This window comes from Streptomyces chlorus (assembly GCF_042655885.1).
Classification (GTDB): Bacteria; Actinomycetota; Actinomycetes; order Streptomycetales; family Streptomycetaceae; genus Streptomyces; species Streptomyces chlorus.
On the sequence record NZ_JBHSOA010000051.1, the window covers coordinates 98,932 to 124,101 of the forward strand.

General features: G+C 69.9%; 21 protein-coding genes and 2 pseudogenes. 11 read left to right on the forward strand and 12 right to left on the reverse strand.

What is annotated here, in order from left to right:
- Positions 1-25: 25 nt before the first annotated feature.
- From ACFPZI_RS23070 to ACFPZI_RS23080, 3 genes are all read right to left on the reverse strand, one after another.
- Positions 26-895, reverse strand: a complete 870-nt coding sequence (locus tag ACFPZI_RS23070; protein WP_381366073.1) for a hypothetical protein — start codon at positions 893-895, stop codon at positions 26-28.
- Between the two features lie 183 nt (positions 896-1,078).
- Positions 1,079-2,170, reverse strand: coding sequence for a metallophosphoesterase (locus ACFPZI_RS23075; protein WP_381366391.1), 1,092 nt, complete (start codon positions 2,168-2,170; stop codon positions 1,079-1,081).
- A 447-nt stretch (positions 2,171-2,617) separates the two neighbouring features.
- Positions 2,618-3,730, reverse strand: a complete 1,113-nt coding sequence (locus ACFPZI_RS23080) for a LacI family DNA-binding transcriptional regulator (protein ID WP_381366076.1) — start codon at positions 3,728-3,730, stop codon at positions 2,618-2,620.
- 547 nt (positions 3,731-4,277) lie between these two features.
- Between ACFPZI_RS23080 and hisC the strand changes: the two genes are divergently transcribed.
- From hisC to ACFPZI_RS23105, 5 genes are all read left to right on the forward strand, one after another.
- Complete coding sequence (gene hisC, locus ACFPZI_RS23085; RefSeq protein WP_381366078.1) at positions 4,278-5,357, forward strand: histidinol-phosphate transaminase; 1,080 nt, start codon at positions 4,278-4,280, stop codon at positions 5,355-5,357.
- Between the two features lie 264 nt (positions 5,358-5,621).
- Positions 5,622-7,127 (forward strand): cytochrome ubiquinol oxidase subunit I, encoded by a 1,506-nt coding sequence (locus tag ACFPZI_RS23090; protein ID WP_381366081.1) that lies wholly within the window; start codon positions 5,622-5,624, stop codon positions 7,125-7,127.
- A gap of 21 nt (positions 7,128-7,148) precedes the next feature.
- A complete protein-coding gene (gene cydB / locus ACFPZI_RS23095) occupies positions 7,149-8,153 on the forward strand; it encodes a cytochrome d ubiquinol oxidase subunit II (RefSeq protein WP_381366084.1) in 1,005 nt (334 codons plus the stop codon).
- A gap of 12 nt (positions 8,154-8,165) precedes the next feature.
- A complete protein-coding gene (gene cydD, locus ACFPZI_RS23100; protein WP_381366087.1) occupies positions 8,166-11,717 on the forward strand; it encodes a thiol reductant ABC exporter subunit CydD in 3,552 nt (1,183 codons plus the stop codon).
- Between the two features lie 198 nt (positions 11,718-11,915).
- Positions 11,916-12,980 carry a M23 family metallopeptidase gene (locus tag ACFPZI_RS23105; RefSeq protein ID WP_381366089.1) on the forward strand — a complete coding sequence of 355 codons (1,065 nt, stop codon included), beginning with the start codon at positions 11,916-11,918 and terminating at the stop codon, positions 12,978-12,980.
- Between the two features lie 81 nt (positions 12,981-13,061).
- Here ACFPZI_RS23105 and ACFPZI_RS23110 read toward each other — a convergent pair whose 3' ends face one another.
- Positions 13,062-13,988, reverse strand: coding sequence for an HAD family hydrolase (locus ACFPZI_RS23110; RefSeq protein WP_381366393.1), 927 nt, complete (start codon positions 13,986-13,988; stop codon positions 13,062-13,064).
- Positions 13,989-14,135: 147 nt separating this feature from the next.
- Positions 14,136-15,029, reverse strand: a complete 894-nt coding sequence (locus ACFPZI_RS23115; RefSeq protein ID WP_381366091.1) for an LLM class flavin-dependent oxidoreductase — start codon at positions 15,027-15,029, stop codon at positions 14,136-14,138.
- 101 nt (positions 15,030-15,130) lie between these two features.
- Here ACFPZI_RS23115 and ACFPZI_RS23120 point away from each other — a divergent pair, with 101 nt between their 5' ends.
- Genes ACFPZI_RS23120 through ACFPZI_RS23135 form a run of 4 tightly spaced genes read left to right on the forward strand, consistent with a single transcriptional unit; the run spans position 15,131 to position 17,420 of the window.
- Positions 15,131-15,442: a hypothetical protein gene (locus ACFPZI_RS23120; RefSeq protein WP_381366094.1), complete on the forward strand. Its 312-nt coding sequence runs from the start codon at positions 15,131-15,133 to the stop codon at positions 15,440-15,442.
- A 52-nt stretch (positions 15,443-15,494) separates the two neighbouring features.
- Positions 15,495-16,700 (forward strand): hypothetical protein, encoded by a 1,206-nt coding sequence (locus ACFPZI_RS23125; RefSeq protein ID WP_381366096.1) that lies wholly within the window; start codon positions 15,495-15,497, stop codon positions 16,698-16,700.
- A gap of 49 nt (positions 16,701-16,749) precedes the next feature.
- Positions 16,750-17,031 carry a hypothetical protein gene (locus tag ACFPZI_RS23130; protein ID WP_381366099.1) on the forward strand — a complete coding sequence of 94 codons (282 nt, stop codon included), beginning with the start codon at positions 16,750-16,752 and terminating at the stop codon, positions 17,029-17,031.
- Positions 17,028-17,420, forward strand: a complete 393-nt coding sequence (locus ACFPZI_RS23135; RefSeq protein ID WP_381366101.1) for a DNA-binding protein — start codon at positions 17,028-17,030, stop codon at positions 17,418-17,420. Before ACFPZI_RS23130 ends, ACFPZI_RS23135 begins: the two co-directional genes overlap by 4 nt.
- 305 nt (positions 17,421-17,725) lie before the next feature.
- Here the strand turns inward: ACFPZI_RS23135 and ACFPZI_RS23140 are convergent.
- The 4 genes and pseudogenes from ACFPZI_RS23140 to ACFPZI_RS23155 form a co-directional block, all read right to left on the reverse strand.
- Positions 17,726-17,965: pseudogene (locus ACFPZI_RS23140) on the reverse strand (LLM class flavin-dependent oxidoreductase); the annotation flags it as partial.
- A 113-nt stretch (positions 17,966-18,078) separates the two neighbouring features.
- Entirely contained in the window at positions 18,079-18,441 is a 363-nt protein-coding gene (locus ACFPZI_RS23145) for a hypothetical protein (RefSeq protein WP_381366104.1), read from the reverse strand.
- Positions 18,442-18,515: 74 nt separating this feature from the next.
- Positions 18,516-19,751, reverse strand: coding sequence for an SWIM zinc finger family protein (locus ACFPZI_RS23150; RefSeq protein ID WP_381366107.1), 1,236 nt, complete (start codon positions 19,749-19,751; stop codon positions 18,516-18,518).
- A complete protein-coding gene (locus tag ACFPZI_RS23155) occupies positions 19,748-22,597 on the reverse strand; it encodes a DEAD/DEAH box helicase (protein ID WP_381366110.1) in 2,850 nt (949 codons plus the stop codon). The genes ACFPZI_RS23150 and ACFPZI_RS23155 overlap by 4 nt, the downstream gene beginning before the upstream one ends.
- A gap of 277 nt (positions 22,598-22,874) precedes the next feature.
- Between ACFPZI_RS23155 and ACFPZI_RS23160 the strand changes: the two genes are divergently transcribed.
- Together ACFPZI_RS23160 and ACFPZI_RS23165 are read left to right on the forward strand one after the other, a co-directional pair.
- A complete protein-coding gene (locus tag ACFPZI_RS23160; RefSeq protein WP_381366113.1) occupies positions 22,875-23,123 on the forward strand; it encodes a type II toxin-antitoxin system CcdA family antitoxin in 249 nt (82 codons plus the stop codon).
- Complete coding sequence (locus tag ACFPZI_RS23165; protein WP_381366115.1) at positions 23,120-23,521, forward strand: DNA-binding protein; 402 nt, start codon at positions 23,120-23,122, stop codon at positions 23,519-23,521. The genes ACFPZI_RS23160 and ACFPZI_RS23165 overlap by 4 nt, the downstream gene beginning before the upstream one ends.
- 162 nt (positions 23,522-23,683) lie before the next feature.
- On the opposite strand, the pseudogene ACFPZI_RS23170 reads toward ACFPZI_RS23165, so the two are convergent.
- The 3 genes and pseudogenes from ACFPZI_RS23170 to ACFPZI_RS23180 all read right to left on the reverse strand — a co-directional run.
- Positions 23,684-23,902 (reverse strand): annotated as a pseudogene (locus ACFPZI_RS23170) (LLM class flavin-dependent oxidoreductase); the annotation flags it as partial.
- Between the two features lie 83 nt (positions 23,903-23,985).
- Complete coding sequence (locus ACFPZI_RS23175; protein ID WP_381366117.1) at positions 23,986-24,444, reverse strand: hypothetical protein; 459 nt, start codon at positions 24,442-24,444, stop codon at positions 23,986-23,988.
- A gap of 32 nt (positions 24,445-24,476) precedes the next feature.
- Entirely contained in the window at positions 24,477-25,025 is a 549-nt protein-coding gene (locus tag ACFPZI_RS23180; RefSeq protein ID WP_381366119.1) for an RNA 2'-phosphotransferase, read from the reverse strand.
- Between the last annotated feature and the right edge of the window lie 145 nt (positions 25,026-25,170).

Genomic DNA, 25,170 nt, shown 5'->3' on the forward strand with positions numbered 1-25,170 from the left:
GGCCGGCTTTATTCGATTGTTCCGGCTACTCGGGCTTGTGTTCCGGCCCTCCGAAGTCCGGGCTGCTGTAGTCCGGGCTCGAGTAGCTCGGCCGCCGGCCTCGGTTCGTACCCTCGCCGGGGCTGGTGAACCCCGGCCGGTCGTAGCCGAGATGTGGGATGCGGCCGGCCGGTTCGGACGGCGTCGCGTAGTGCAGTGCGGCCGCCGTACCCGGGTCGGCGAGCGTGTCCCGCAGGAACGGGATGATTCCCTGTTCCCGCAGTGCCTCGTGCCAGGCTTCCCTGGCCAGGGTCAGCTCCTTGTCGGCTTTGCCGTACGGTCCGCTTCGGGCCGAGGGCTTGTTGCGCAGTGCGGTCAGCAGCAGGCCCACTGCGGCAACCAGGATGCCGACCGCGGTCACGGCGCCGAATGTCCAGCCCGTGATGAGCATGGTCCGGGCGAAGGCCGCGCCGGGGTCGAGCATGCGCAGGATGTAACCGACGAGCAGGAATATCGCGGCCGCGGTTCCGGCCAGAACAGGTGCCAGAACGGCGACGATGGCGACGGCGCCCGCGCCGGCGGTCTCGGCGACCTCTCCCATGGTGGTGGCGAGCCCCGCCGTCTCCGGCTCCGGCTCGGAGGAGCCGGACGCCCGAGTGGACGGGGTGGACGACGCCGGTGGCCGGCGCAGTTCCTCGCGGACCTTGGTGTAGTGCCGGTATTCGGTTGTCGCGGCCACCGTGATGGTCGCGGTGGCGTTGAGCGCCATCGTGCGCAGTTGTTCGGAGGTGAGCCGCTGTCCGACAGTGGCCAGTTCCGGGCGTTGTGGTGCGGAGCGCAGCACCTCATCGAGAATCCGCACGTAATCCTGGCGGTCCTCGGTCAGCAGATGCTGCGGAACGCTGTTCATGTGCATCCCCCGATGCTCCGTAGGGCTTGTGACTCGGCATGCTGACGAGCCGTTGGGCAGAAACGGAGGGGAGCCTGCTACGGATAAGTCGATGGTAGAGCGCCAAGGGTGCGCCGTGACAGGGGGTTTACCGAAATTGGCCCAGGTTCGGTGCGGTGCCGGGCCGCGGGTGCCGGGCCCGGCACCCGCTCACTGGGCGAGCGGCAGTTGCTGGACCAGCAGCTTTCCGTCCATCGTCACGCCACCGTCCATCGCGATGGCCAGTCCCTCGGCGTAGACGTGCGGACCCTCGACGACGGGACCGTTGTCGTCCTCGCCGTCCTCGGAGCCTACTTCGCCCAGCAGATACGGAATGGGGCTGTGTCCGTGAACGACCCGGGTGCCGCCGTACGTATCCAACAGCGAGCGCACCGCTTCGGCGCCGCCCTCGTCGCGGAAGGAGAACCGCTTGGTGAGCTTGCGGAACAGGTCCCAGACCTCGTCGGCGTCGTTGCGGGTGAGCGTCTCGCGGACGGTGTCGTTGACTTCCTCGATGGAACGGCCGTAGTCGAGGTAGGCGGTGGTGTCGGAATGCAGCAGCAGATGGTCGTCGACGGCCTCGACGGCGTCCAGGCGGGCCATCCACTGCAGATGGTGGTCCTGAAGGCGGTCCATGTCGGTCTTCTGCCCACCGTTGAGCAGCCAGGCGGCCTGGAAGGTGGCGGTGCCCGCGCCGGAGTTGACGGGGGTGTCGCCGAACCGCTTGGCGCCGAGCAGCAGCAGTTCGTGATTGCCCATCAGGGCCTTGCAGTAGCCGCCGGCCGCGGCGGCCTCGGCGGACAGCCGCATCACGAGGTCGATGACGCCGATGCCGTCCGGCCCGCGGTCGGTGAAGTCGCCGAGGAACCAGAGCCGCGCGGGGCCGGCGCGCCACTGGCCCGCGGAGTCGATGAGGTCCTGCTCCTGGAGGGCGGCCACCAGTTCGTCGAGGTAGCCGTGGACGTCACCGACCACGTACAGCGGGCCGGGCCCGGTGGCGGGCTGCGGTGCGGGTACGGACGCGGGGTCGACGGTCACCTGCACAGTGTCACCCCGATTGATGACCGGGAGGTCCCGTTGCGTGGGCGTGTATCCCTCCGGGTGGCTCGCCTCGGAGGGCGGGGCCACATCGCCGGGGTGCATGCTGTGGGCGTACGGACCGGTCTCGTGGACGTAAGCGGGCACCCGGAAGTCGCGCACCGTCGCTGTGCGCTCCACCGCGGGTCCCTGACCGGCCCCCTGAGTCATCGACCCCTCCACCATCAAGCCGCAACTGCACCGCGTCGGACTGCCTGGTCGCAGCGGCCCGCGGTGTCGTGGGCCCATCATAGGAATGCGGATCGCGCTGTGTGATGACCCAGGGGTGGTGAATCGGCGCACGAGTCCAGTCAGCGGCCGCTTTCGTTCTATTTTGGTCAGGTCTTCGGCTTTTGTTCAGGGCCTCGGCCGCCCAGGTGCCGTCCGGCGGTGCGGGCTCCTCACGGGACCGCGGACGCTGCCTCCGGGAGGCAGGCCCGTTTCCGCGGAGGAGGGCTCCGAGGGGGCCGGAGGAGCGGCGGAGGGAGTCGGCGCCGCCTCACCCCCGTGGGGGCAATGGCTTTACCCCTCCGGGGCCGCCGCCTCACCCTCCGCGAATCCGGCCGGGCCGTTCCCTCCGGGAGTCGCTGCCACCGAGCCCCCTCCGCCCCGCTGTCGAGCTCTCGCCGTCCGTCAGGTCCGTTCCGGTGACCGCGGCGGGCTGACCGTCGTGCGCGGCGGGCGGCGCTGCGACGAGGTGCGCACGATCAGCTCGGTGGGTATGACCTGCGCCACCGTGTGCTCGGCGTCGACGCCCTCGATCGCGTCGATGAGCAGTTGAACCACGGCCGTGCCGATGCGGCGCGGTTTGAGCGAGAGCGTGGTGACGGGAGGCTCGGTGTTGGCGTAGACGGTCGACTCGCTGCAGCAGACCAGCAACAGGTCGTCCGGGACGCGCAGGCCGTAGCGGCGGGCGGCGGCGAGCAGATCGGTGCCGTTCGGATCGAACAGGCCGTAGACGGCGTCCGGGCGGTCGGGACGGGCGAGGAGTCGGTCGGCGGCGACGGCGCCCGCGCACGGATCGTGCGCCGGATAGGCCTCGTACACCGGATCCTGGCCGACGCGTTCGCACCAGTGCAGATATGCGGTGGTCGACAGGTGGGTGTACATGTCGGTCGTGGTCCCGGTCAGCAGGCCGATGCGGCGGGCGCCGGCGTCGGCCAGGTGGTCGAGAATCCCGAGGACCGCTGCTTCGTGGTCGTTGTCCACCCAGGCCGTGACCGGGAGCGAGCCGGCCGGGCGGCCGTCGGAGACGACCGGTAAACCCTGCCGGACCAGTTCGCTGACGACCGGATCCTGGTCCGAGGGGTCGATGACGACCGTGCCGTCCAGAGCGACGTTGGACCACACGTCGTGGCGGGAGGTCGCGGGGAGGATCACGAGGGCGTAGCCGCGGGCCAGGGCTGCGGAGGTGGCGGCACGCGCCATCTCGGCGAAGTACGCGAACTCGGTGAAGGTGAAAGGTTCTTCCCCGTACGTGGTCACGGTCAGGCCGATGAGCCCCGACTTGCCGGTGCGGAGCGTACGGGCGGCGGCCGAGGGACGGTAGCCCAGTCTGTCGGCGACCTCGCGGACGTGGCGCCGGGTGGCGTCCGGGAGCCTGCCCTTGCCGTTGAGGGCATCGGAGACGGTCGTGATGGATACTCCGGCTGCGGCGGCCACGTCCCTGATGCCCGCCCGACCCGGCCTGCTGCTTCGGCGTGAGGTTTCCGTGCGGCTCACCTGGTGCTTCCCTGCTGCTGTCATGGCGAGCCGATATTAGGGCTCATGCGGTGGGGTAGGGCGGACGCATATGCACGCATTGGCAGGAACGTTTATGCATGATCATTAAGCGGTAATTTCCTTGGAAAGCAAGGGTGTTGAACGTTTCAATATCAGGTTCTGGCGTGTCGACGCATGTGGGCCTGCCGAGGGGGCGATGTTGCGAAGAGGTCTCAACTCACCTGCACGAGGGATGCGCGCCACGGCGCGAGCCACCGGCGCGTAGATATATGTGAGGCGCGCCCCCTGTCTGGGCGCCCTTTGTGCGCCTTCGTAGGGTGATGCCCCTGTTGCTGAAGGGCCTGATGTGGCTCATGGGGCTGATCGCCCTGGCGGTTCCACGGGGCCGGCACACCCCGTGATGTCCCTGCCGCCGCGCACCGCGGCCCTCCCCCTCGGCCCGCACCTCGGCAGGTCCGTCCTCGTCACCGCCGCTGTACGCGCATACGCAGCGACGCCGAATCCTCATAAGGTGAGGAGTATTGGATGTCGGCGGCGGCCAAGAGCCGCCGGTCTTTGGAGGAGGACTGCGGTGAGCGAGACGAGCCCCAAGCTGCGCGCCGAGCTGGAGGGTATCCCCACGTACAAGCCGGGCAAGCCGGCGGCGGCCGGGGGGCCGGCGGCCTACAAGCTGTCCTCCAACGAGAACCCCTATCCACCGCTGCCGGGGGTGATGGAGGTTGTGGCGTCCGCGGCGTCCTCCTTCAACCGCTACCCCGACATGGCCTGTACGTCGCTGATGGAGGAACTGTCCGAGCGCTTCGCCGTCCCGGTCTCCCACCTGGCCACCGGCACCGGTTCGGTCGGCGTCGCCCAGCAACTGCTGCAGGCCACCTCGGGCCCCGGGGACGAGGTGATCTACGCGTGGCGTTCGTTCGAGGCGTACCCGATCATCACCAGGATCAGCGGTGCCACCCCTGTGCAGGTGCCGCTGACGCTGGGCGATGTACATGATCTGGACGCGATGGCCGAGGCGATCACCGAACGGACCCGGCTGATCTTCGTCTGCAACCCCAACAACCCGACCGGCACGGTGGTGCGGCGGGCGGAGCTGAAGCGTTTCCTCGACCGGGTGCCCCGTGATGTCCTGGTGGTGATCGACGAGGCGTATCGCGAATTCATCCGCGACCCCGAGGTCCCGGACGGCGTGGAGTTCTACCGGGATCGGCCCAACGTCTGCGTCCTGCGGACCTTCTCCAAGGCCTACGGTCTGGCGGGGCTGCGGATCGGCTTCGCGATCGCTCACGAGCCGGTGGCCGCGGCGCTGCGCAAGACGGCGGTGCCGTTCGGTGTGAGCCAGCTCGCGCAGGACGCCGCGATCGCCTCGCTGCGCGCCGAGGACGAGCTCATAGGCCGGGTCGGTTCGCTGGTGTGTGAGCGCAACCGTGTCATGGAGGCGCTGCGTGCGCAGGGCTGGAAGGTGCCCGAGAGCCAGGCCAACTTCGTGTGGCTGAGGCTGGGGGAGCGCACGACGGCGTTCGCGCAGGCGTGCGAGCAGGCGGGCGTGATCGTTAGGCCCTTCCCCGGCGAGGGTGCGCGGGTGACGGTCGGCGAGGCCGAGGCCAACGACATCTTCCTGAAAGTGACGGAAGCCTTCCGCAAGGAGCTGTAGCCGCATACGGCCAGGTGCAGGTGCAGGTGCAGGTGCAGGAGGGCCGGGCGACGGGGCAGCCGCCGCCCGGCCCTCCTGTGTTTCGACCGTTACCGACAAGGGGTTGACGTCACAGGGGACCCCCCTTCCGAATACGAAAAGCGGTAGGTCATAATTGCTTGTGAATGTGAACGCGTTCACAAGCGCATCCCGTTTCCTCCGAGATGCGGTGGGCGAACAGGGTTAAGCGGTCATTGCGACCACGGCGATGTAAGGAGCGGCGACGTGGACCTGGCTCTGGCGCCGGAGACACTGGCGCGATGGCAGTTCGGTATCACCACCGTCTACCACTTTCTCTTCGTTCCTCTGACGATCTCGCTGGCCGCTCTCACGGCCGGGCTGGAGACCGCCTGGGTGCGCACCGGGAAGGAGAAGTACCTCAGGGCGACGAAGTTCTGGGGGAAGCTCTTCCTGATCAACATCGCGATGGGTGTGGTCACCGGCATCGTGCAGGAGTTCCAGTTCGGCATGAACTGGTCCGACTACTCGCGGTTCGTCGGTGACGTCTTCGGTGCCCCACTCGCCTTCGAGACCCTGATCGCCTTCTTCTTCGAGTCCACCTTCATCGGCCTGTGGATCTTCGGCTGGGACAAGCTGCCCAAGAAGATCCACCTGGCCTGCATCTGGCTCGTCTCCCTCGGCACACTGGCGTCGGCGTACTTCATCCTGGCGGCCAACTCCTGGATGCAGCACCCGGTCGGCTACCGGATCAACGAGGAGAAGGGCCGGGCGGAACTTACCGACTTCTGGCTGGTGCTCACTCAGAACACCACGCTCAACCAGGTCTTCCACAGCTTCTCGGCGTCCGCGCTGACCGGCGGCGCCTTCATGGTGGGCATCGCCGCCTTTCACCTCATGCGCAAGAAGCACATCTCGGTGATGCGGACGTCGCTCCGGCTCGGCCTGGTCACCATGGCCGTCGGAGGCATGTTCACCGCGATCAGCGGAGACACCCTCGGCAAGGTCATGTACGAACAGCAGCCCATGAAGATGGCCGCCGCCGAGGCGCTGTGGGACGGCGAGGGGCCGGCGCCGTTCTCCGTGTTCGCGTACGGGGACGTCGACAAGGGGCACAACGAGGTCGCCCTGGAGATTCCCGGGCTTCTGTCCTTCCTCGCCCACGGTGACTTCGAGTCGTACGTGCCCGGCATCAACGACACCAATGAAGCCCTGCAGGAGCAGTTCGGCCCCGGTGACTACAAGCCCATCGTCCCGGTCGCCTACTGGGGCTTCCGCTGGATGATCGGCTTCGGCATGGCGTCCTTCTCGCTCGCGCTGCTGGGGCTCTGGCTGACGAGGAAGAGGTTCCTGTTGCCGGCCGCCCTGCGCACCGGGGAGGACGAGGTGCCGCATCTGGTGCTGCTGAAGAAGCCGCTGGGCGCGAGGCTCAGCCGGCTGTACTGGCTCCTGTCGCTCTGGACCATGGCGTTCCCTCTGATCGCCAACGCCTGGGGATGGATCTTCACCGAGATGGGCCGGCAGCCCTGGGTCGTCTACGGCGTGCTGCAGACCCGGCACGCGGTTTCCCCTGGGGTCTCCCAGGCCGAGGTCATCACCTCGATGACCGTTTTCACCCTGCTGTACGGCGTTCTGGCCGTGGTGGAGGTCAAGCTGCTCGCCAAGTACGTCAAGGCGGGTCCGCCCGAACTCACCGAGGCCGATCTCAATCCGCCCACGAAGATCGGTGGCGATCTCCGGGACGCCGACAAGCCGATGGCCTTCTCGTACTAGGCCCGAGGGAGCCGCAGAGTCATGGAACTGCACAACGTCTGGTTCGTTCTGATCGCCTTCCTGTGGATCGGCTATTTCTTCCTGGAGGGCTTCGACTTCGGGATCGGCATCCTCACCCGGCTGCTCGCCCGTGACCGCACCGAGAAGCGGGTGCTGATCAACACCATCGGCCCCGTCTGGGACGGCAACGAGGTATGGCTGCTCACGGCCGGAGCCTCGACCTTCGCGGCCTTCCCCGAGTGGTACGCCACGCTCTTCTCCGGCTTCTACCTGCCGCTGCTGGTCATCCTGGTCTGCCTGATCATCCGCGGTGTCGCCTTCGAGTACCGGGCCAAGCGGCCGGAGGAGCACTGGCAGCGCAACTGGGAGACGGCGATCTTCTGGACCTCGCTCATCCCCGCGTTCCTCTGGGGCGTGGCCTTCGGCAACATCGTGCGCGGGGTGAAGATCGACGCCGAGTTCGAGTACGTGGGCCACGTCTGGGACCTGCTCAACCCGTACGCGCTGCTGGGCGGTCTGGTCACGCTGACGCTCTTCACCTTCCACGGTGCCGTGTTCGCCGCGCTCAAGACCGTCGGCGACATCCGGGACCGGGCCCGGCGGATGGCCCTGCGGGTAGGACTGATCACCGCCGTTCTCGCTTTGGTCTTCCTGGTGTGGACACAGGTCGAGCGCGGTGACGGGTCGAGCCTGGTCGCGATGGTCGTCGCGGTCGCCGCCCTGGTCGCTGCCCTGGTGGCGAACCAGGCGGGGCGCGAAGGCTGGTCGTTCACTCTGTCCGGCGTCACCATCGTGGCCGCCGTGACGATGCTCTTCCTGACGCTCTTCCCGAACGTCATGCCGTCCACGCTGAATGCGGAGTGGAGCCTCACCGTCAGCAACGCCTCCTCCAGCGACTACACGTTGACGATCATGACCTGGCTCACGGTGATCGCCCTGCCGCTCGTCATGCTCTACCAGGGCTGGACGTACTGGGTCTTCCGCAAGCGGATCGGCACCCAGCACATCACCGATCCCGTGCACTGAGGTGTGTTTCACGTGAAACCAATCGACCCACGACTGCTCCGTTACGCCCGCGCCACACGGCTTTTCCTGGTGGCGGTGGTCGCCCTGGGCGTCGTCGGCGCGGTGCTGGTGATCGCTCAGGCCATGCTCATCGCCGAGGTGGTGGTGGGTGCCTTCCAGCACGGCGTGGCCGTGGCCGACCTCGGCACACCCCTGGTGCTTCTGGCCTGTGTCGCGGTCGGCCGTGCCCTGGTCGGTTGGCTCACCGAGCTGGCCGCGCACCGGGCGAGCGCGGCAGTCAAGTCGGAGCTGCGGGGCCGGCTGCTGGAGCGGGCGACGGCACTCGGCCCGGGGTGGCTGACCGGGCAGCGGACCGGCTCGCTGGTCGCCCTGGCGACCCGCGGGGTCGATGCCCTCGACGGGTACTTCTCGCGTTATCTGCCCCAGCTGGGGCTCTCGGTGGTCGTTCCGGTGGCGGTGCTGGCGCGGATCGTCACCGAGGACTGGGTCTCGGCCGCGATCATCGTCGTCACCCTGCCGCTCATCCCGGCCTTCATGATGCTGATCGGCTGGGTCACCCAGTCCCGGATGGACCGGCAGTGGGAGCTGCTGTCCCGGCTGTCCGGCCACTTCCTGGACGTCGTGGCGGGGTTGCCGACGCTGAAGGTGTTCGGACGGGCCAAGGCGCAGGCGGAGTCGATCCGGCGGATCACCGCCGAGTACCGCAGGGCGACCATGCGGACCCTGCGGATCGCCTTCATCTCCTCCTTCGCGCTGGAACTCCTCGCCACTCTCTCGGTGGCACTGGTCGCCGTGACGATCGGCATGCGGCTCGTGTACGGCGACATGGACCTGTACACCGGCCTGCTCATCCTGATCCTCGCCCCCGAGGCGTATCTGCCCCTGCGGCAGGTCGGCACGCAGTACCACGCGGCGGCGGAAGGGCTGGCCGCCGCAGAGGAGATCTTCGAGGTCCTGGAGACACCCGTACCGGCACCGGGGGCCGGGGCGGTGCCGTCGGGTGCGCTGTCCTTCGAGGGCGTGACCGTCCGCTATCCCGGACGGTCGGCGGACGCCGTGTCGGACGTGTCCTTCTCCGTCGAACCCGGTGAGACGGTTGCGCTCGTCGGGCCGAGCGGGACGGGCAAGTCGACGCTGCTGAACGTGCTGCTGGGCTTCGTGCGGCCGGCCGAGGGGCGGGTACGGATCGGGGGAACGGATCTCACCGGTATCGATCCGGCCCAGTGGCACAGCCAGGTGGCCTGGGTGCCGCAGCGACCGCACTTGTACGCCGGGACGGTCGCCGAGAACGTACGCCTGGCCCGGCCCGACGCGGACGACGACGCCGTCCGACGGGCTCTGCGGGACGCGGGCGCCCTGGAGTTCGTGGACGCGCTGCCCGAGGGCACCGGCACGGTACTGGGCGAGGACGGGGCGGGACTGTCCGCGGGACAGCGGCAACGGCTCGCGCTGGCCCGTGCGTTCCTCGCGGACCGGCCCGTGCTGCTGCTCGACGAGCCGACGGCCACGCTGGACGGCGCCACCGAGGCCGAGGTCGTGGCGGCGGTACGGCGCCTGGCGGCCGGCCGGACGGTGCTGTTGGTGGTGCACCGGCCGGCGCTGCTCGCGGTGGCAGACCGCGTGGTGCGGCTGACGGAGCCCGCGCCCGGCGACCGGCCGCTGCCCGAGCACGGTGACACCGTCCTCGGTGCCGACCGGGAACGGGCGGACGTCCAGCCCGCACTCGACTGGGAACGGGCGGAGGAGTCCGAGCCCGCCGACTCCGCAGGCCCGGCGTCGGCCGAGCCGGCCGCGGAGGCCGGAGCGGGGGGCGTGCTGGCCCGCGTCCGTGCCATGTCCGGTGCCCGCCGGGGGCGGCTCACGCTCGCACTGCTGCTCGGCAGCCTCGCGCTGGGCAGCGCCGTGGGCCTCATGGCGACGTCCGGGTATCTCATCTCCCGTGCCTCGCAGCAGCCGCCCGTGATGTACCTGATGGTCGCCGTCACGGCGACCCGGGCCTTCGGTATCGGGCGGGCCGTGTTCCGGTACGCCGAGCGGCTCGTGTCGCACGAAGCGGTTCTGCGGATGCTGGCCGACACCAGGGTCGCGGTGTACCGGCGGCTGGAGCGGCTGGCGCCCGCCGGACTGCGCGGGGTCCGCCGGGGCGATCTGCTCTCCCGGCTGGTCTCCGACGTGGACGAGCTTCAGGACTACTGGCTGCGCTGGCTGCTGCCGGCGGGTGCGGCGGTCGTCGTCTCGGCACTGTCGGTCGGCTTCACGGCCTGGCTGCTGCCCGAGGCCGGTGCCGTCCTCGCGGTCGGGCTGCTCGCGGCGGGGGCGGGGCTGCCCCTGCTCACGGGCGCCGTGGCCCGGCGTGCGGAGCGCAGGCTGGCGCCCGCCCGCGGAGTCCTCGCGACCCGTGCCACCGACCTGCTCACCGGGACCGGGGAACTGACGGTCGCCGGGGCTCTGCCCGCACGGACCGCCGAGGCCCGGCGGGCCGACGGCGTGCTCACCCGGATCGCCTCGCGTGCCGCCACCGCCACCGCTCTCGGCGACGGGCTCACCGCACTCGTCTCGGGCCTGACCGTCACGGCCGCAGCCCTCGTCGGCGTCCAGGCAGTGGCCACTGACCGGCTGGACGGAGTGGCGCTGGCCGTCGTCGTCCTCACCCCGCTCGCGGCCTTCGAGGCCGTACTCGGGCTGCCGCTCGCCGTGCAGCACCGGCAGAGGGTGCGCAAGAGCGCCGAGCGCGTGTACGAGGTCCTGGACGCCACGGTGCCCGTACAGGAGCCGGAGCAGCCCTGGCAGGCGCCCGCGTCGCCGTTCCCGCTCGTGGTCAAGGGACTCGAGGCCCGGCACGCCGGGCAGGAACGGGACGCCCTCGCCGGACTGGACCTGACACTGGAGCAGGGCCGCAGGATCGCGGTGGTCGGCCCGTCCGGCTCCGGCAAGACGACGCTCGCACAGGTGCTGCTGCGGTTCCTGGACCCGGGCGCCGGTTCGTACACGCTGGCCGGTGTGGACGCGTACGCCCTGGACGGCGACGACGTACGAGGGCTGGTCGGGCTGTGCGCGCAGGACGCCCACCTCTTCGACAGCTCCGTACGCGAGAACCTGCTGCTCGCGAAGCGCGAAGCCACCGAGGACGAACTGCGCGACGCGCTCGCCCGGGCCCGGCTGCTGGAGTGGGCCGACAGCCTGCCCGACGGCCTGGACACACTCGTCGGCGAGCATGGGGCGCGGCTCTCAGGCGGTCAGCGGCAACGCCTGGCACTGGCCAGGGCGCTACTCGCGGACTTCCCCGTGCTGGTGCTGGACGAGCCCGCGGAGCACCTCGACCTGCCGACCGCCGACGCACTCACCGCCGACCTGCTGGCCGCCACCGAGGGCCGTACGACGCTGCTGATCACCCACCGGCTGGCCGGGCTCGAGGCGGTGGACGAGGTGATCGTGCTGGACGAGGGGCGTGTGGTGCAGCGCGGTGCGTACGGGGAACTGGCCGCCGTGGCCGGCCCGTTGCGGCGGATGGCGCGGCGCGAGGCAGAGTCGGACCGGCTGGTGGAGCTGGTGGAGGTGGGCTGATCGGGCACGACGGGCGTGCGTGACGAGGCGGGTGCGCCCGGGGACGAGCGTGCGTGACGTGAGAATGTTCGACGAGTTGTCAATCTCGTCCCGGAGGGCCCTGTTCGGCGGTATCGCTGGTCCATCCGGGTCGTACGGTCCCCCAGGCGTACGAGATGAACAGGACCGTGGGCCGGGGCGGGGACCAGGATCGCTGTCATGCGCCTCACCCGCCGTCATCCGCTGCTCGTCGCCGTGCCGTTGTGCGCGCTCGCCGTGCTCGCCGCCCGGCCCACCGACGGAGGGGGCGACGGCCCGTACGCTCCCGGCCACGGTCCGGAATCCGGGGCCGGCGCACAGGTGGCGCGGCTCTACAAGGAGGCGGCCGCGGCGACACTGAAGTACGAGACAGGCCGCCGCCAAGCCGGCCGGCAGCGGGCCGAGGTACGACGGCTGGAGAAGCTGCTCGACCGGGAGCGCCAGGAGTCCGAGGTCCTGCGCGATGACCTCGGCCGCATCGCGAGGTCCCAGTACCGCAGTGGCGGCGGGCTGCCGCTGACCGCGCACATGATTCTCGCGGACGACCCGGAGGAAGTGCTGCGCGGTCAGCGTGCCGTGTGGAAGGCGAACCTGACCCTCGACAACGCGATCGAGAAGAACGCGCGGGCCGAGGCCCGGCTCGCCCGCGACGAGGCGAGGGCAGAGGGGGCGTGGAAGGCGCTGGAGAAGCGGAACAAGGAACTCGCCGACCTCAAGAGCGGCATCGGGCAGAAGCTCGATACGGCGCGGTGGCAGCTACAGGGCCAGGCGGACGCCTCGGTGGCGGCCGGTTCCTGCCGCGGAGCGGTGCGGCTCGATCAGCCGGAGACCGGGTTCACCGAATCCTGGGTGGCGCCGGTGGAGACCTACGTGCTGTCCGCGTCCTACGGAAGCGGCGGTGCACGCTGGGCGAACCGTCACACCGGCCAGGACTTCGCGGTGCCGATCGGCACGCCGGTGCGGTCCGTGGGCATGGGCAAGGTGGTGAAGGTGTCCTGTGGAGGGGCCTTCGGTATCGAGATCGTGGTTGAACACACGGGCGGCTACTACACGCAGTACGCCCACCTGGCCGCTGTCGCCGTGGACCAGGGCGAGCGCGTCTCGCCCGGCCAGTGGATCGGCCAGTCCGGGACCAGCGGCAACTCCACCGGGCCGCACCTGCACTTCGAGGTGCGGGTCACGCCCGAGATGGGCTCGGCAGTGAACCCAGTGTCGTGGCTGGCGCAACGCGGGCTGACGCTCTGAGCGAGCACCGGGCCCGGCCCGCTCTGCCGTTCACGTCGGGCCCACCCGAGGCGGTCGACCCACCTGGATGATCGGACCCGGTCACGGCCGCCGGCTCAGCAACTGTTCGATCACCACGGCCACGCCGTCCTCGTTGTTGGCGACCGTGCGTCCCGAGGCGGCGGTGAGGACGTCCGGGTGGGCGTTGCCCATCGCGTAGGAACGGCCCGCCCAGGTCAGCATTTCGATGTCGTTGGGCATGTCCCCGAACGCCACGACCTCCTCGTGCGAGATCCCGCGCTCGGCACAGCACAGGGCGAGTGTGCTGGCCTTCGACACGTCGGGACCACTGATCTCCAGCAGGGCGCTGGGGCTGGAGCGGGTGACGTTGGCGCGGGTGCCGATGGCCAGCCGGGCCAGGGTGAGGAAGGCATCGGGGTCGAGCTCGGGATGGTGGGCGAGGATTTTGAGTACCGGCTCGCCGTCGGCGGGGCCGCCCGGTGCCAGCAGTTCCTCGGCCTGGGCGAGGACGTCCGGTATCTCCATGTGCAGCTTCGGATACGCCGGCTCCTGGTTGAAGCCGTAGGTCTGCTCGACGGCGTAAACGGTGCCTGGCGCCGCCTCACGCAGCAGTCGCACCGCGTCCAGCGCGTTCTGCCGGGCCAGCTCGCGCACCTTCACGAAACGGTGGGAACCGGCACCGCCGTGAAGGTCGACGACGGCGGCGCCGTTCCCGCAGATGGCGAGCCCATGGCCGTGGACATGGTCGCTGACGACGTCCATCCAGCGGGCCGGGCGGCCGGTGACGAAGAAGACCTCGATGCCCGCCTCCTCGGCGGCGGCCAGTGCGGCGACCGTACGGGGGGACACCGACTTGTCGTCGCGCAGCAGGGTGCCGTCGAGGTCGGTGGCGATGAGCCGCGGCGGGGTGACAGGGCTGCCACCCCGCTCGAGCGAGGTCGAGAACTGGGGGGAGCCCGGGGTCTCGGGCTGTGCGGTCGCTGAGGTCACCCGGTCATTGTCCCGTATGAGCCCGCACGGCCGTGCGGCACTCCGTACATGTGAGGGGTTACCGCTCTCGGTGAGCTGCCGAAACGGTTGAGGCGGCCGAATCTGCGGCAGTGGCGGTGAGGATCGGCTCCGGACGTCTATCCGGCTCGTCGGCCGGCCGCCCGCTCAGCCCAGCTGGGTCGGCGCCTCCATGGCGATCCGCTCGAAGATCTTCTGGTCCGCCGCGAAGTCCGAGTCGGGGATGGGCCAGTGGAGCACGATCTCGGTGAAGCCCAGCTCCGCATGACGGCCGGCGAAGTCGACGAACGCGTCCAGGGACTCCAGCGGGCGCCCCCGGTCCGGGGTGAATCCCGTGAGCAGGATCTTGTCCAGCCCGGCCACGTTCCGCCCGATCTCGGCACAGGCATCGGCCAGCTTCTCCAGCTGACCGCGAAGGGCGTGCACCGACTGTTCGGGTGTGCCGTTCTCGTACAGCTTGGGGTCGCCCGTGGTCACCCACGCCTGCCCGTGATGGGCGGCGAGCCGCAGCCCGCGCGGTCCGGTGGCGGCCACGGCGAACGGCAGCCGGGGCCGCTGCACGCACCCCGGGATGCCTCGGGCCTCGTGCGCCGCGTAGAAGTCGCCCTCGTACGACACGGAGTCCTCGGTGAGCAGTCGGTCGAGCAGCGGTACGAACTCGGCGAAGCGGTCCGCCCGCTGGCGCGGGGTCCACGGTTCCTGGCCGAGCGCGGTGGCGTCGAAACCGGAGCCGCCCGCGCCGATACCAAGGGTGATGCGTCCGCCCGAGATGTCGTCGAGGGAGATCAGCTCCTTGGCCAGGGTCACCGGGTGCCGGAAGTTCGGCGAGGTGACGAGCGTGCCCAAGCGGATACTCTGCGTCACCATTGCCGCGGCCGTGAGCGTGGGAATGGCACCGAACCACGGCCCGTCCCGGAAGGTCCGCCATGAAAGGTGGTCGTACGTGTACACGGCGTGGAACCCGAGTTCTTCGGCCCGCCGCCAGGTCTTCTGTCCTTCGGCCCACCGGTGGATGGGGAGGATTACCGTGCTCAGACGCATGACCCCGACGATACGCGGGCTTCCCGACGCCACGGATATGCCGACGGAGCAGATTCGGGAAGCCAAGCCGACGTCGTGATGGAGGCCGCTACCGTGGCGACATGGGCACGCTGAGCAGGGCTGAACTCGAGGCCATGATCGAAGAAGCGACTATCGACGCCTACAACGAGGACGAGCAGCTGACCGGTCTGTTCACCATACTTGAGGAGTACCTCGACCTGCCCTTCACCACCGCGGTTCTCGGCGTCGAGGTAACTGTGTACGGCGTCGACCTCAGGCCCGACGGCAGGGTCGTCGCCCTGTGCTCTCGTGGCCGTGTGCGGCATCCGATCGGCATCCTGGAGCTGCCGTTGCCCAGCCCGGCGCCCGAGGGGGCGGAGTGGATCGAGGCGTACCGCCACTGGGCCGGTTGAGGCCGAACACCTCTCACTTCACGCGGAACTGGCTCGTACGAAAGGGCTGAACGTGGCTGAGGCCGTACCAGGCGCGCACCAGGGTGTCGGTGAACCGTCGCTGATCGATCTCATCGAGCGAAGCGCCGAGTTGAAAGCAAAACTGGTCACCTTCGCTCAGAGCGCCCGCTTCGACCGGTGGCTGACGCCCCTCCTGCTGGAAGCCGCAGGGCCTGAGCGGCAGCTGGACGAGGGCGAGGCGATCCGCATCATCGACCACTTCATCCTGCGGTACCGCCTGCCGGACGGTTCGACCGTGGTGGACCGGTTCGTCGCCGGACGGAAGGACTTGACCGCAGTCGACCGGGAGATGCTGCTCGGTTGGCGTGACCCGGTCGAGGGCATCTTCGAGATCCAGCGCAAGGAGAAGGACGCCGTCGTCCTGCTGAACCTGGTCGACGACCTGGAGTACCGCACGTACTCCAATGCGGGGCGGGCGGCGTTCCGTGGAGTGTCCAAGGGGAGCTTCCTGCACACCTGCCTGGTACCCGTCCACTCGGCCGGCGGGGTGTGGCTGGTGTCCGGGGCGATGTCGAGCTACCCCAAGTCCAGTGCCACCGAGATCGCCCAGGCCGCTCTCCATCTGGCCACCAGCCGGCCCGAACTGGTCTTCCGTAACCCCGCGAAGATCGAGCAGGGCTGGCAGCGGATGCGGGAGGACCGGGCCGCGTTCGTCGAGTTCTTCGGAGGCGACGAACTGGTCCTTCCGCCTGCCGAAGCCAAGGACCTCCTCAATGGCTACTACTGTCACCGCCAAGAGGCCGCCATCATCGGACAGCCCGACCGTGCCCGGGGCAGGCGACTGCCCGGCCTGGACCTGCCCTTCTTCGAGCTGCCGGGAGAACTGGCGGACTCGGACACCATCGGTGTCATCTACGACCAGGTCGATGGACTCAACTTCTACGCGGACTACGGGATGCTGCGGGACCTCTTCGCGGACCCGGCCCTCGCGGGCCGCAAGCAGCATCAGGATCTGTTGCGCACGTACCTGCGCGAGGAGTCGATCGCGCCGCTGCCGATCCGCCGACTGGCTGCCGCTTACCCGGAGCCAGCCGACGTGGTGTTCCGAAAGCTGCTGCGGAAGCCCGGATTCACCTGGAGTGAGCACGGTGAGACGCTGCTGCGCCGATACAAGCCCTGGTACTACGAGAACGAGCCGCGCCCCGGGGTGTCCGTCATCGGTGACCGCCTCAGCAGGCTCGCTGCCGGCCGCAGGTAGTCACCGTGAAGCGCCAGCAGATTAATAAGTTACATACTACACTTCCCCTATGGACGCGCCCCGCCCCGGCAAGACCCGAGTCACCAGCGTCTCCCTACGCGCCGAGACCCTGGAAGCGATCCGCGCACGCGCCGGCAAACAAGGCGTCTCCTCCTATATCGAGGAGGCCGTACAGCGGCAGCTCCAGCGCGAGGCCATCGACGAGTACATCGCCACCGCTGAAGCGGAGCACGGCCCTGTCGACCCTGCCGAGGTGTCCGACAAGGCCGAACGCATCCGCGCCCACCACGCTGCCCACCGCGGTGAGTCCGCTCCAGCGGACGCCGTATGAGCGGGACTCTCGTTCTCGACAGCGAGGCCCTCTCCAAGCTCTCCCGTCGGCACCGCGACATGACCGTATGGCTGGACGTCGCCCGCAGACTGGACCTGCTCGTCGTGACGAGCGCCGCCACGCTGGTGGAGGCACGCGACCCGAAGGTGCCGCAGGCGGCGTTCGACCATGCCGTTTCCCTGGCCAAGGTGCGCCCCGTCACGGAGGAGATCGCCCGTGCGGCAAGCAGACTGCTCGCCGCAGAAAGCCTGCACGGTCACAAGTACGCCATCGACGCGATGCTCGCGGCCACGGCTCACGTGGAGCAAGGTGACGTCACTGTCATCACGAGCGACACGGATGACCTGCTCCGACTGTGCCACCCTCGCATCGCCGTCGAGCCGATCTAGCGCCTGTCCGGCGGGTCAGGCTGCGAAACGGCAGCGGTGCTTTTTCGTTGCTGGTGAGGGGTGTCTGGTGTGTGCAGCTGCAAGGCGGAGGAGGACAACGGTCGGGGTCTCCCCTGCTCGAGCTGAGCCGAGAGCTCGGGGGAGGAGCGTCGGCAACCGACGACAACGCCGCTGGGGGCACCCCCTGCTCGAAGAGCTTGGGGGAGGGCGCACCAGACATCGCGCCCTCGGCATGATTCACCGGACAGGCCCTGAGCGCCCACGTCGGCCCTTCCTGCACCCTGCCATGTTTCCGCAGGTCAGCGCGTGATGGGTGAAAAAGGCTTGACTGAGGTGACGAGCGTGCCCAAACGGATACTCTGCGTCACGACGGCTGCGGCCGTGAGCGTGGGAATGGCACCGAACCACGGCCCGTCCCGGAAGCTGCGCCAGGAGAGGTGGTCGTAGGTGTAGGCGGCGTGAAACCCGAGGTCTTCGGCGCGCCGCCAGACCTGCTGTCCCTCGCTCCAGCGATGGATGGGAAGGATTACTGTGCTCAGTCGCATGCCTACGACCCTATGCTCCGGTGACTGCGAGCAACGGGAGCACTAGACCTCCCCGGCTGGGGCTGCGTCGGTCCGTGCTGAGCCTGTGCGTTTTAGAGCGGTACCGGCACCCTTCAGCCCTCGCGGTAGCGTGCGAAGACGCGGGCGCGTTCCTGCTCCCAGGTCCAGTCCGCGGCCGTCCGGTGGAACGGGGCCCCGTTCGCCAGCTCGAAGAACTGGCCGGCGGGTCTGCCGGTTGCCTTGAGGATCACGATGGCGGAGAGCATGGGCTCAAGCCCCTGGCTGTCCCGGCGGCAGGCGTCACCCAGCAGGAAGCTGATGATCGGGCCGCGGTAGTGGACGCTGTGTTCCTTCGCCTTCAGCTCTTCGCTGAGGGACTTGTACCAGCCGTCGGTGCGGCCTTCCCGTGCCCAACGCCGAAGGATTTCCACAGTTTCGTCCAGCGCTGCCATGTACTCGGCGTCGTCCCGTCTCATCCGACCCCCCTCGTCCTCGATGGCTCCTCCACCGTATTCGGCAATGGTCGACGCCATGCGCACCACCGCTGTCGTTACGTCCCGGTCCGCTGCCAGACCGCGGTGAGCGCGGTAACGGGGTCGGTGTCGGCCGGCGCGGCCGGCCACCATTCGCCGTCGTCTTCCTGGAGGTAGGGGTACCAGCGGGCGTCGGGGCCCAGGCGCAGCTGGATGCCGTGGTCTGTGAGGGTGAGGCGGTTGCGCCAGGCCCTGAGGGACACGGGGGCGGTGGTCATCTCTGTGAGCGCCGTGTTCAGGGCGGTGCGCGCGGCCGTCATCGCTGCCGAATCGGGGGTGTGGGGGTGTTCGGCGACGGTGAGGCCCCTCGCGCCCCCGTGGCGCCAGGCGCGGGTGAGGCGGGCGAACGCGGCCGGTTTGGCGCCGGTGTTCTCGATGAGGTGGTGGAACCACTCGGGGCCGGGAGCGCTCGCGGCGATGCGTACCGCGTCCTGGTGCCGGGTCAGGTGCAGATCGGCGGTGTCGCCTGCGAGGAGCCGCGCGGCGCGGGCGGCCGCGTCGGTCATGAGGCGCTCCAGGTCCGTGGCGGCCAGACCGCTGCCGGGCGGCGGGGTGATGGGGAGCGCGGCGGTGTGGGCGGCTGGTGCGGGGTTTTCGGGCAGCTGGGGAGTGTGTTCGGCCCAGCGGGTATACGCGGCGGCGGCAGGGAAGCCGGTCGGGGTCGGTGGGCTCGCGGTCTCCTGGGTTGCCGTACGACGTGCACGCAGAAGGGCGAGGACCTCCTCACGGCTGCGACCGCGCAGTGCGAAGAGGACGAACGGGTCGGCGTCGATGGTGGCGGCGATGGTGTAGCAGAGCGCGGCGGCGTGCTTGCAGGGGTACCCCCAGTCGGGGCAGGAGCAGTCCGGGTCGAGTTCGGTGGGCTGCGGGAGCAGGGGGACGCCTGCCCGGCGGGCGTCGTCGACGAGTTCGGCGGGCATTTCGCCGTCGAGGAGCGCGGCGAGATGCCCGGCACGGGCCGCGATGGTGTCGAGCAGGGTGTCCCACTGGGTGTCGGTGAGGACGGGCAGGTGGACCGAGGAGCGGTAGGGGCGCGGCTGGCTGCCCTGGACGGCGGCCTTGACCTGGCCCGGGGCGATGGTGACCGGGCCGACCATGCCCTTGCGGGCGTAGGTGCGTCCGCGGGACAGACGTCCGGCATCCAGGGTGGAGTCCTCCAGGGCCGTCACCCATGCCTGCCCCCACCAGGTCGCGGCGAAGGCGCGCCTGCCGCGGGCGGGCGCGCGGCGCTGGCCGGGCAGCGAGGGGCTCATGACTGCCTCCCCAGGGCGACGAGTTCGGCGAGGTCGGCGTCGGACAGTTCGGTCAGGGCGGCCTCACCGGAGCCGACGACGGCGTCGGCGAGCGCGCGCTTGGATTCGAGCAGCTTGGCCACCTTGTCCTCCATGGTGCCCTCCGCGATGAGCTTGTGTACCTGAACGGGTCTGTCCTGGCCGATGCGGTAGGCGCGGTCGGTGGCCTGGTCCTCGACGGCCGGGTTCCACCAGCGGTCGTAGTGCACGACGTGGGTGGCGCGGGTGAGGTTGAGTCCGGTGCCCGCCGCCTTCAACGACAGCAGGAACACCGGCACTTCACCGCGCTGGAAGCGTTCCACCATCTCCTCGCGCCGGGTGACGGGTGTGCCGCCGTGCAGGAAGAGGGCGGGGGTGCCGCGCTCGGCGAGATGTTTCTCCAGGAGGGTCGCCATCTGCTTGTACTGGGTGAAGACCAGCACCGACTCGCCCTCTGTGGTGATGGTGTCGAGCAGTTCGTCGAGCAGGTCGAGCTTGCCGGAGCGGCCGCGCAGCGGCGTGGACTGGCGCAGGCTGTGCTCTTTCAAATACTGGGCCGGGTGGTTGCAGATCTGCTTCAGCGCGGTGAGCAACTTGAGCACCAGGCCACGGCGGGCGATGCCCTCGGATTCCGTGATCTTCGCCATGGTCTCGCGGACCACCGCCTCGTACAGGCTGGTCTGCTCGGCCGTCAGCGAGACGACGCGGTCGGTCTCGGTCTTGGCCGGCAGTTCGGGCGCGATGCCCGGGTCGGACTTCCTGCGGCGCAGCAGGAACGGACGGACGAGACGGGACAGACGCTCGGCGGCCTCGGGATCCTCGCCCGACTCGATGGCGCGGGCGTGCCGGTCCCGGAACGCGGTGAGCGAGCCGAGGAGTCCGGGTGTGGTCCAGTCGAGGAGCGCCCACAGTTCGGAGAGGTTGTTCTCCACCGGGGTACCGGTGAGGGCGACGCGGGCGCGGGCGGACAGGGCGCGCAGCTCGCGGGCGGTGACGGCGTAGGGGTTCTTGACGTGCTGGGCCTCGTCGGCGGCGACCAGCGACCAGGCGGCCTCGGCGAGGACTGCGCGGTCGCGGCGCAGCACCCCGTAGGTGACCAGGACGATCTCGTCGCCGGCCAGGTCGTCGAGGTGGCGGTCGCCGCCGTGGTAGCGGCGCACGGGAGTGGAGGGCGCGAACCTGGCCGCCTCGCGCTGCCAGTTGCCGAGCAGGGAGGTGGGGCAGACGACGAGCGTGGGGCCCGCGGTGGCGGGGTCGGTCTGGCGGTGCAGGTGCAGAGCGAGAAGAGTGATGGTCTTGCCCAGGCCCATGTCGTCGGCGAGGCAGCCGCCGAGACCGAGCCCGCACATCTCGGCCAGCCAGGCAAGGCCCCGCTTCTGGTAGTCGCGCAGTGTGGCTTTGAGCGCGGCGGGCTGCGGGGCGGGAGTACGTGACTCGGGATCGCGGATACGAGCGACGAGGTCGCCGAGTGCGCCGACCGCCTCACAGGGGATCGGCTCGCCGTCCCTTTCCACCTCGCCGGTCAGCGCGGCGCTCAGCGCCTCCATGGGGGTGAGCGGCTCCATCCGGCGGCGCCGGGCGCGGGCCACCAGCTTCGGGTCGGCGACCACCCACTGGTCACGCAGCCGGACGAGGGGGCGGCGGGTCTCGGCGAGGGCGTCCATCTCGGCCTCGGTGAGCGGCTCGCCGCCGAGCGAGACCTGCCAGCGGAAGTCGAGGAGGGCGTCGGCGTCGAGGAGACCGCCCGCGCTGGAGCCAGGGGCGGTGCGCTGCCCGATCTCCGCGGTCGCGGTGAGCGCCTTGACCAGCTCGCGCGGCCAGTGCACGTCGATACCGGCCGCGCGCAGCGCGTCGGTGGCGTCTCCCAGCAGGTCGAAGGCTTCGTCGTCGGCCAGCCGGAGTTCGTCGGGTGCGGCGTCCTTCAGCAGCCGCTGGAGCGGTGGCCAGACGCGGGCACCGCGGCGCAGTGCGAGCAGCGTCTCGGTCTCGGCGCGCGGGCCGAGCAGCCGCTCCACCTCGGCCGGCTCGCTCCACAGCCGTGCGGCCTCGACGACGAGCGCCGGATCCGCCGCGGTGTGCAGCTGCAGGGCGGCCCGGAACTTCCGGCGCCGCCCCTCGGGCAGGTCGACGCGCAGGGAGACGCCGACCTCGGCGGTGAATGCGGCGGTGGTCTCGTCGGCCCACTCGCGCAGGGCGGGCACGGCACGTGCCTCGCGCCAGGCGTACGGCAGCGCTCCCATGGCGAGTGGCGCGGCCGGAGTACGGACCAGGTCGTCGGCGACCGCGTCGCAGAACTGGCGTACCAGCTCAGCCGGTTTGGCGATCCGCAACGGAGACGGGCCGGCCTCGGGCAGGCAGTGGGCGTGGGGCGGGAACGCGGCGGCGAGGGCGTCCAGCGTCTGCCGCTGGGCGGCGGTGAAGGGGCCCGCCTGCCAGGTGTCGTAGCCGGCAGGGGTGAGGGCCGGGTGGAGCCGTCCGTCGGCGAGCAGCCGCAGCGCGAAGCGGGCAGCGGCCTGCCAGGCGGCGGCGGACGGATGCACCGGCTGTGCCCCGGCCAGGGTGGCGACGGCGAGGGCGACGGGCAGCGCGTAGCCCTCCACCCTGCGCCGTCTGACCGAGCGGCCGTGCGGCAGCACCAGCTCCGCCGACTCGGTCTCCACACCCGTGGGCGGCATGCCGTCCGCGCCGGTCGTCCCGGCAGGCTTCCAGAGCAGCAGCCGTCCCAGTCGGGCCGGCTCTCCGGGAAGGAAGACCGCCGCCCAGCCTTCATCGAGCAGAGCCCGCGCCCAGGTCGTCGCCTCGCTCGTGGCCAGCGGCGGCGCGCTCATGGGGGTCCCAGGCGACCTTCGTCCGACGACCTGTGCCACTCGATTCCGTCCCATCATCTGCCCGGTGGGCGCCACAGCCCTGCTCTCCAACGGACTTCACCACGCGCCGTCACCCACCGGCAAGTTCGGGCCCTGCCTTCACCGGCGGGAACCGGCCTGGTGTGTCGGGGGTGCCGTGGTCTGGCTGACGCGCCGGGCAGCCGGGGCCTTGGCCGTGGGCGAGGGAACCGTCGACCGGGGCGACCCGAGAGAGTGCATACCGCAGCATGCTCATGGCGTGGCGGACACGACACGCATCACGGTGACGCTGCCGACCGATCAGGACGCCGAACTGCGCAAGCTCACCGACAACGTCTCCGGTTACGTCGCCGAGGCGGTGGCCCGGCAGTTGCGGCACCAGTTGCTTGGTGCCGATCTGGAGCGTCACCAGGAGGAGTACGGGGCCTTTACCGAAGAGGAACTGTCTCGGGCCCGCTCCAGGATCTTCGGGGCGACAGACGGTGAAGGATCAGCGAGCGCGGCGTGAACGGGCACGTCGAAACCGTGGTCCTGGATTCCCAGGGGCTCTCGGCCTGGATCGCGCAGGACCGCAAGATCCTCGCCATGTTCCAGGTGTTCCACGCCATGGGTGCCGATTTCGTCATCGGCGCCCACACGATGGTGGAGGACAGCCATGCTCGGGTGAACATGCCCTGGCTGCGGGGGGTTCCCTCCCGTGTCAAGGTCGAGCCGGTGACCGAGGACGTGGCCAGGGCCTCCGCCGAGTTGCTCAAGGCCGCGGGGCTGCACGGTCACAAGTACGCGATCGACGCGACCGTTGCCGAGGTGGCGCTGCGTCAGCCGGACCCGGTGGCCACGCTGACCTCCGATGTCGACGACATGGTCCGGTTGTGCGGCGACCGTGTCCGGCTCATTGGTATTTGAGGACGGCCACAGCAGTTACCCGGGGTGTTCCGGTGTCTGTGGATATCGGCCTCGGCTTCGCTGGGGTTTGTCGTCGGGCGGGGGAGGCGAACGATCGCCCACCATTCGCCAGCTGGGGGGAATCCTCCCTGCTCAGGCCGCGATAGACGAAAAAGACTTGCCCGAGGTGACGAGCGTGCCGAGCCGGAGCCGTTCGGTGGCCGTCGCGGCGGTGGTGAGCGTGGGTACCGCGCCGAACCACGGGCCGTCCCGGAAGGTGCGCCACGACAGGTGATCGTAGGTGTATCCCGTGTGGAAGCCGAGCTCCTCGGCGCGCTCCCAGGCCGAACGGCTGCCCTCGTTCCAACGGCGGTACGGGAGGATCACGGCGCTCAGGCACAGACTCGTGCCGCCGAGCCCAGGTCCTGATGGCCCCCGCCGATGCCCGGGTGTTTCACGTGAAACGGTCGCCACGCGTCCAGCGATCACCGCACGCGCGCACTCAGCCAAGAGGTGAGGACGATCATGGGGATGAACTCCTTGTGCGTCCGGTCGCCGGGCAGCGGCACGATCAGGAAGTGGCCCGGCGGGAAGCGCCGGCTTCGGACGTGGGCGAGGCCGTCGAAGACGGAGCGGAGGAAGGCGGGCACTTCGTCGCGGGGGATGTCGGGGCACTCCACGCCCTCCACGTCGATCAGGGCGTCGTCCTCGGGATAGAGCCGCACGCTGACCCGGGGCAGGCCGCCGAACTCGACGTAGGCCTCATGGGGGAGGGAGCCGTCCGGGTCGGTGGTCACACCCACGCCCGCCGCGGTGCGGCGTGATGTCTGGTCGGCGCCGATGTCATGGGTGACCTCGATCTCGCGCCCGTACCCGTCCGCGAGCGCTCGGAGGGCGGTGACGGCGGCCTCTGTGGTGGGCAGATGTTCCATACCGCTGATCATGCGACGCCGTCGGCCGTCGGGAAACCGCTGCGTCAGTGGCTCTCGGGGAACCGCAGATACCCAGGGGGCACGGCGCCGGTCAGCCACACGCCGTTCGCGCTCACCCGGAAGACACGGCCGTCGCGGTGCATGGCGGCCGAGCCCACGGAGAGCACCACAGGGCGGCCCCTGCGGGCACCCACACGGGTCGCCGTCGCGCGGTCGACGGAGAGGTGCACGTCGTGCCGGTTCATGGGCAGCAGACCTTCGGCGCGGATGGCGGCCAGGTGGCGGGCGACGGTGCCGTGGAAGAGGTACGGCGGTGGGGTGGCCGGCGGCAGTCCGAGGTCGACCTCGATGCTGTGCCCCTGGCTGGCACGGATCCGGGTGCCTTCGACCGCGAAGCGCTGCTTGTCGTTGGCGGCGACGACGTGGTCCAGTTCCGCCCGGGTGAACCGGAAGCCGTGTGCGGCCGCCGCGGCGATCAATGTGTCGATCTCGACCCAGCCGGCCTCGTCGAGGGTGGACCCGATCGCCTCGGGCTGATGGCGCAGATGTCTGGCCATGTACTTCGACACCTTCACGGTGCGTCTTTCATCCATCCGCTCAGCCTGCTGGGAGAGATGTGAATCACGCGATTGATTTTGCCCGGGATGTTTGATCCACAGCAAAGTCTGTTTATCCACAGCGGAGTCGGCCGACCCTGTGGACAACCGTATCGGCGGCTCCCGGATGGTCCCGTCCCGT

Excerpts from the sequence above, each read along its gene's own strand:
- ACFPZI_RS23070 (WP_381366073.1), bottom strand. The coding sequence starts at position 895 with ATGCACATGAACAGCGTTCCGCAGCATCTGCTGACCGAGGACCGCCAG.
- ACFPZI_RS23075 (WP_381366391.1), bottom strand. The coding sequence starts at position 2,170 with ATGGTGGAGGGGTCGATGACTCAGGGGGCCGGTCAGGGACCCGCGGTG.
- ACFPZI_RS23080 (WP_381366076.1), bottom strand. The coding sequence starts at position 3,730 with ATGACAGCAGCAGGGAAGCACCAGGTGAGCCGCACGGAAACCTCACGC.
- cydB (WP_381366084.1), top strand. The coding sequence starts at position 7,149 with ATGGAACTGCACAACGTCTGGTTCGTTCTGATCGCCTTCCTGTGGATC.
- ACFPZI_RS23105 (WP_381366089.1), top strand. The coding sequence starts at position 11,916 with ATGCGCCTCACCCGCCGTCATCCGCTGCTCGTCGCCGTGCCGTTGTGC.
- ACFPZI_RS23115 (WP_381366091.1), bottom strand. The coding sequence starts at position 15,029 with ATGCGTCTGAGCACGGTAATCCTCCCCATCCACCGGTGGGCCGAAGGA.
- ACFPZI_RS23120 (WP_381366094.1), top strand. The coding sequence starts at position 15,131 with ATGGGCACGCTGAGCAGGGCTGAACTCGAGGCCATGATCGAAGAAGCG.
- ACFPZI_RS23130 (WP_381366099.1), top strand. The coding sequence starts at position 16,750 with ATGGACGCGCCCCGCCCCGGCAAGACCCGAGTCACCAGCGTCTCCCTA.
- ACFPZI_RS23135 (WP_381366101.1), top strand. The coding sequence starts at position 17,028 with ATGAGCGGGACTCTCGTTCTCGACAGCGAGGCCCTCTCCAAGCTCTCC.
- ACFPZI_RS23145 (WP_381366104.1), bottom strand. The coding sequence starts at position 18,441 with ATGAGACGGGACGACGCCGAGTACATGGCAGCGCTGGACGAAACTGTG.
- ACFPZI_RS23150 (WP_381366107.1), bottom strand. The coding sequence starts at position 19,751 with ATGAGCCCCTCGCTGCCCGGCCAGCGCCGCGCGCCCGCCCGCGGCAGG.
- ACFPZI_RS23155 (WP_381366110.1), bottom strand. The coding sequence starts at position 22,597 with ATGAGCGCGCCGCCGCTGGCCACGAGCGAGGCGACGACCTGGGCGCGG.
- ACFPZI_RS23175 (WP_381366117.1), bottom strand. The coding sequence starts at position 24,444 with ATGATCAGCGGTATGGAACATCTGCCCACCACAGAGGCCGCCGTCACC.
- ACFPZI_RS23180 (WP_381366119.1), bottom strand. The coding sequence starts at position 25,025 with ATGGATGAAAGACGCACCGTGAAGGTGTCGAAGTACATGGCCAGACAT.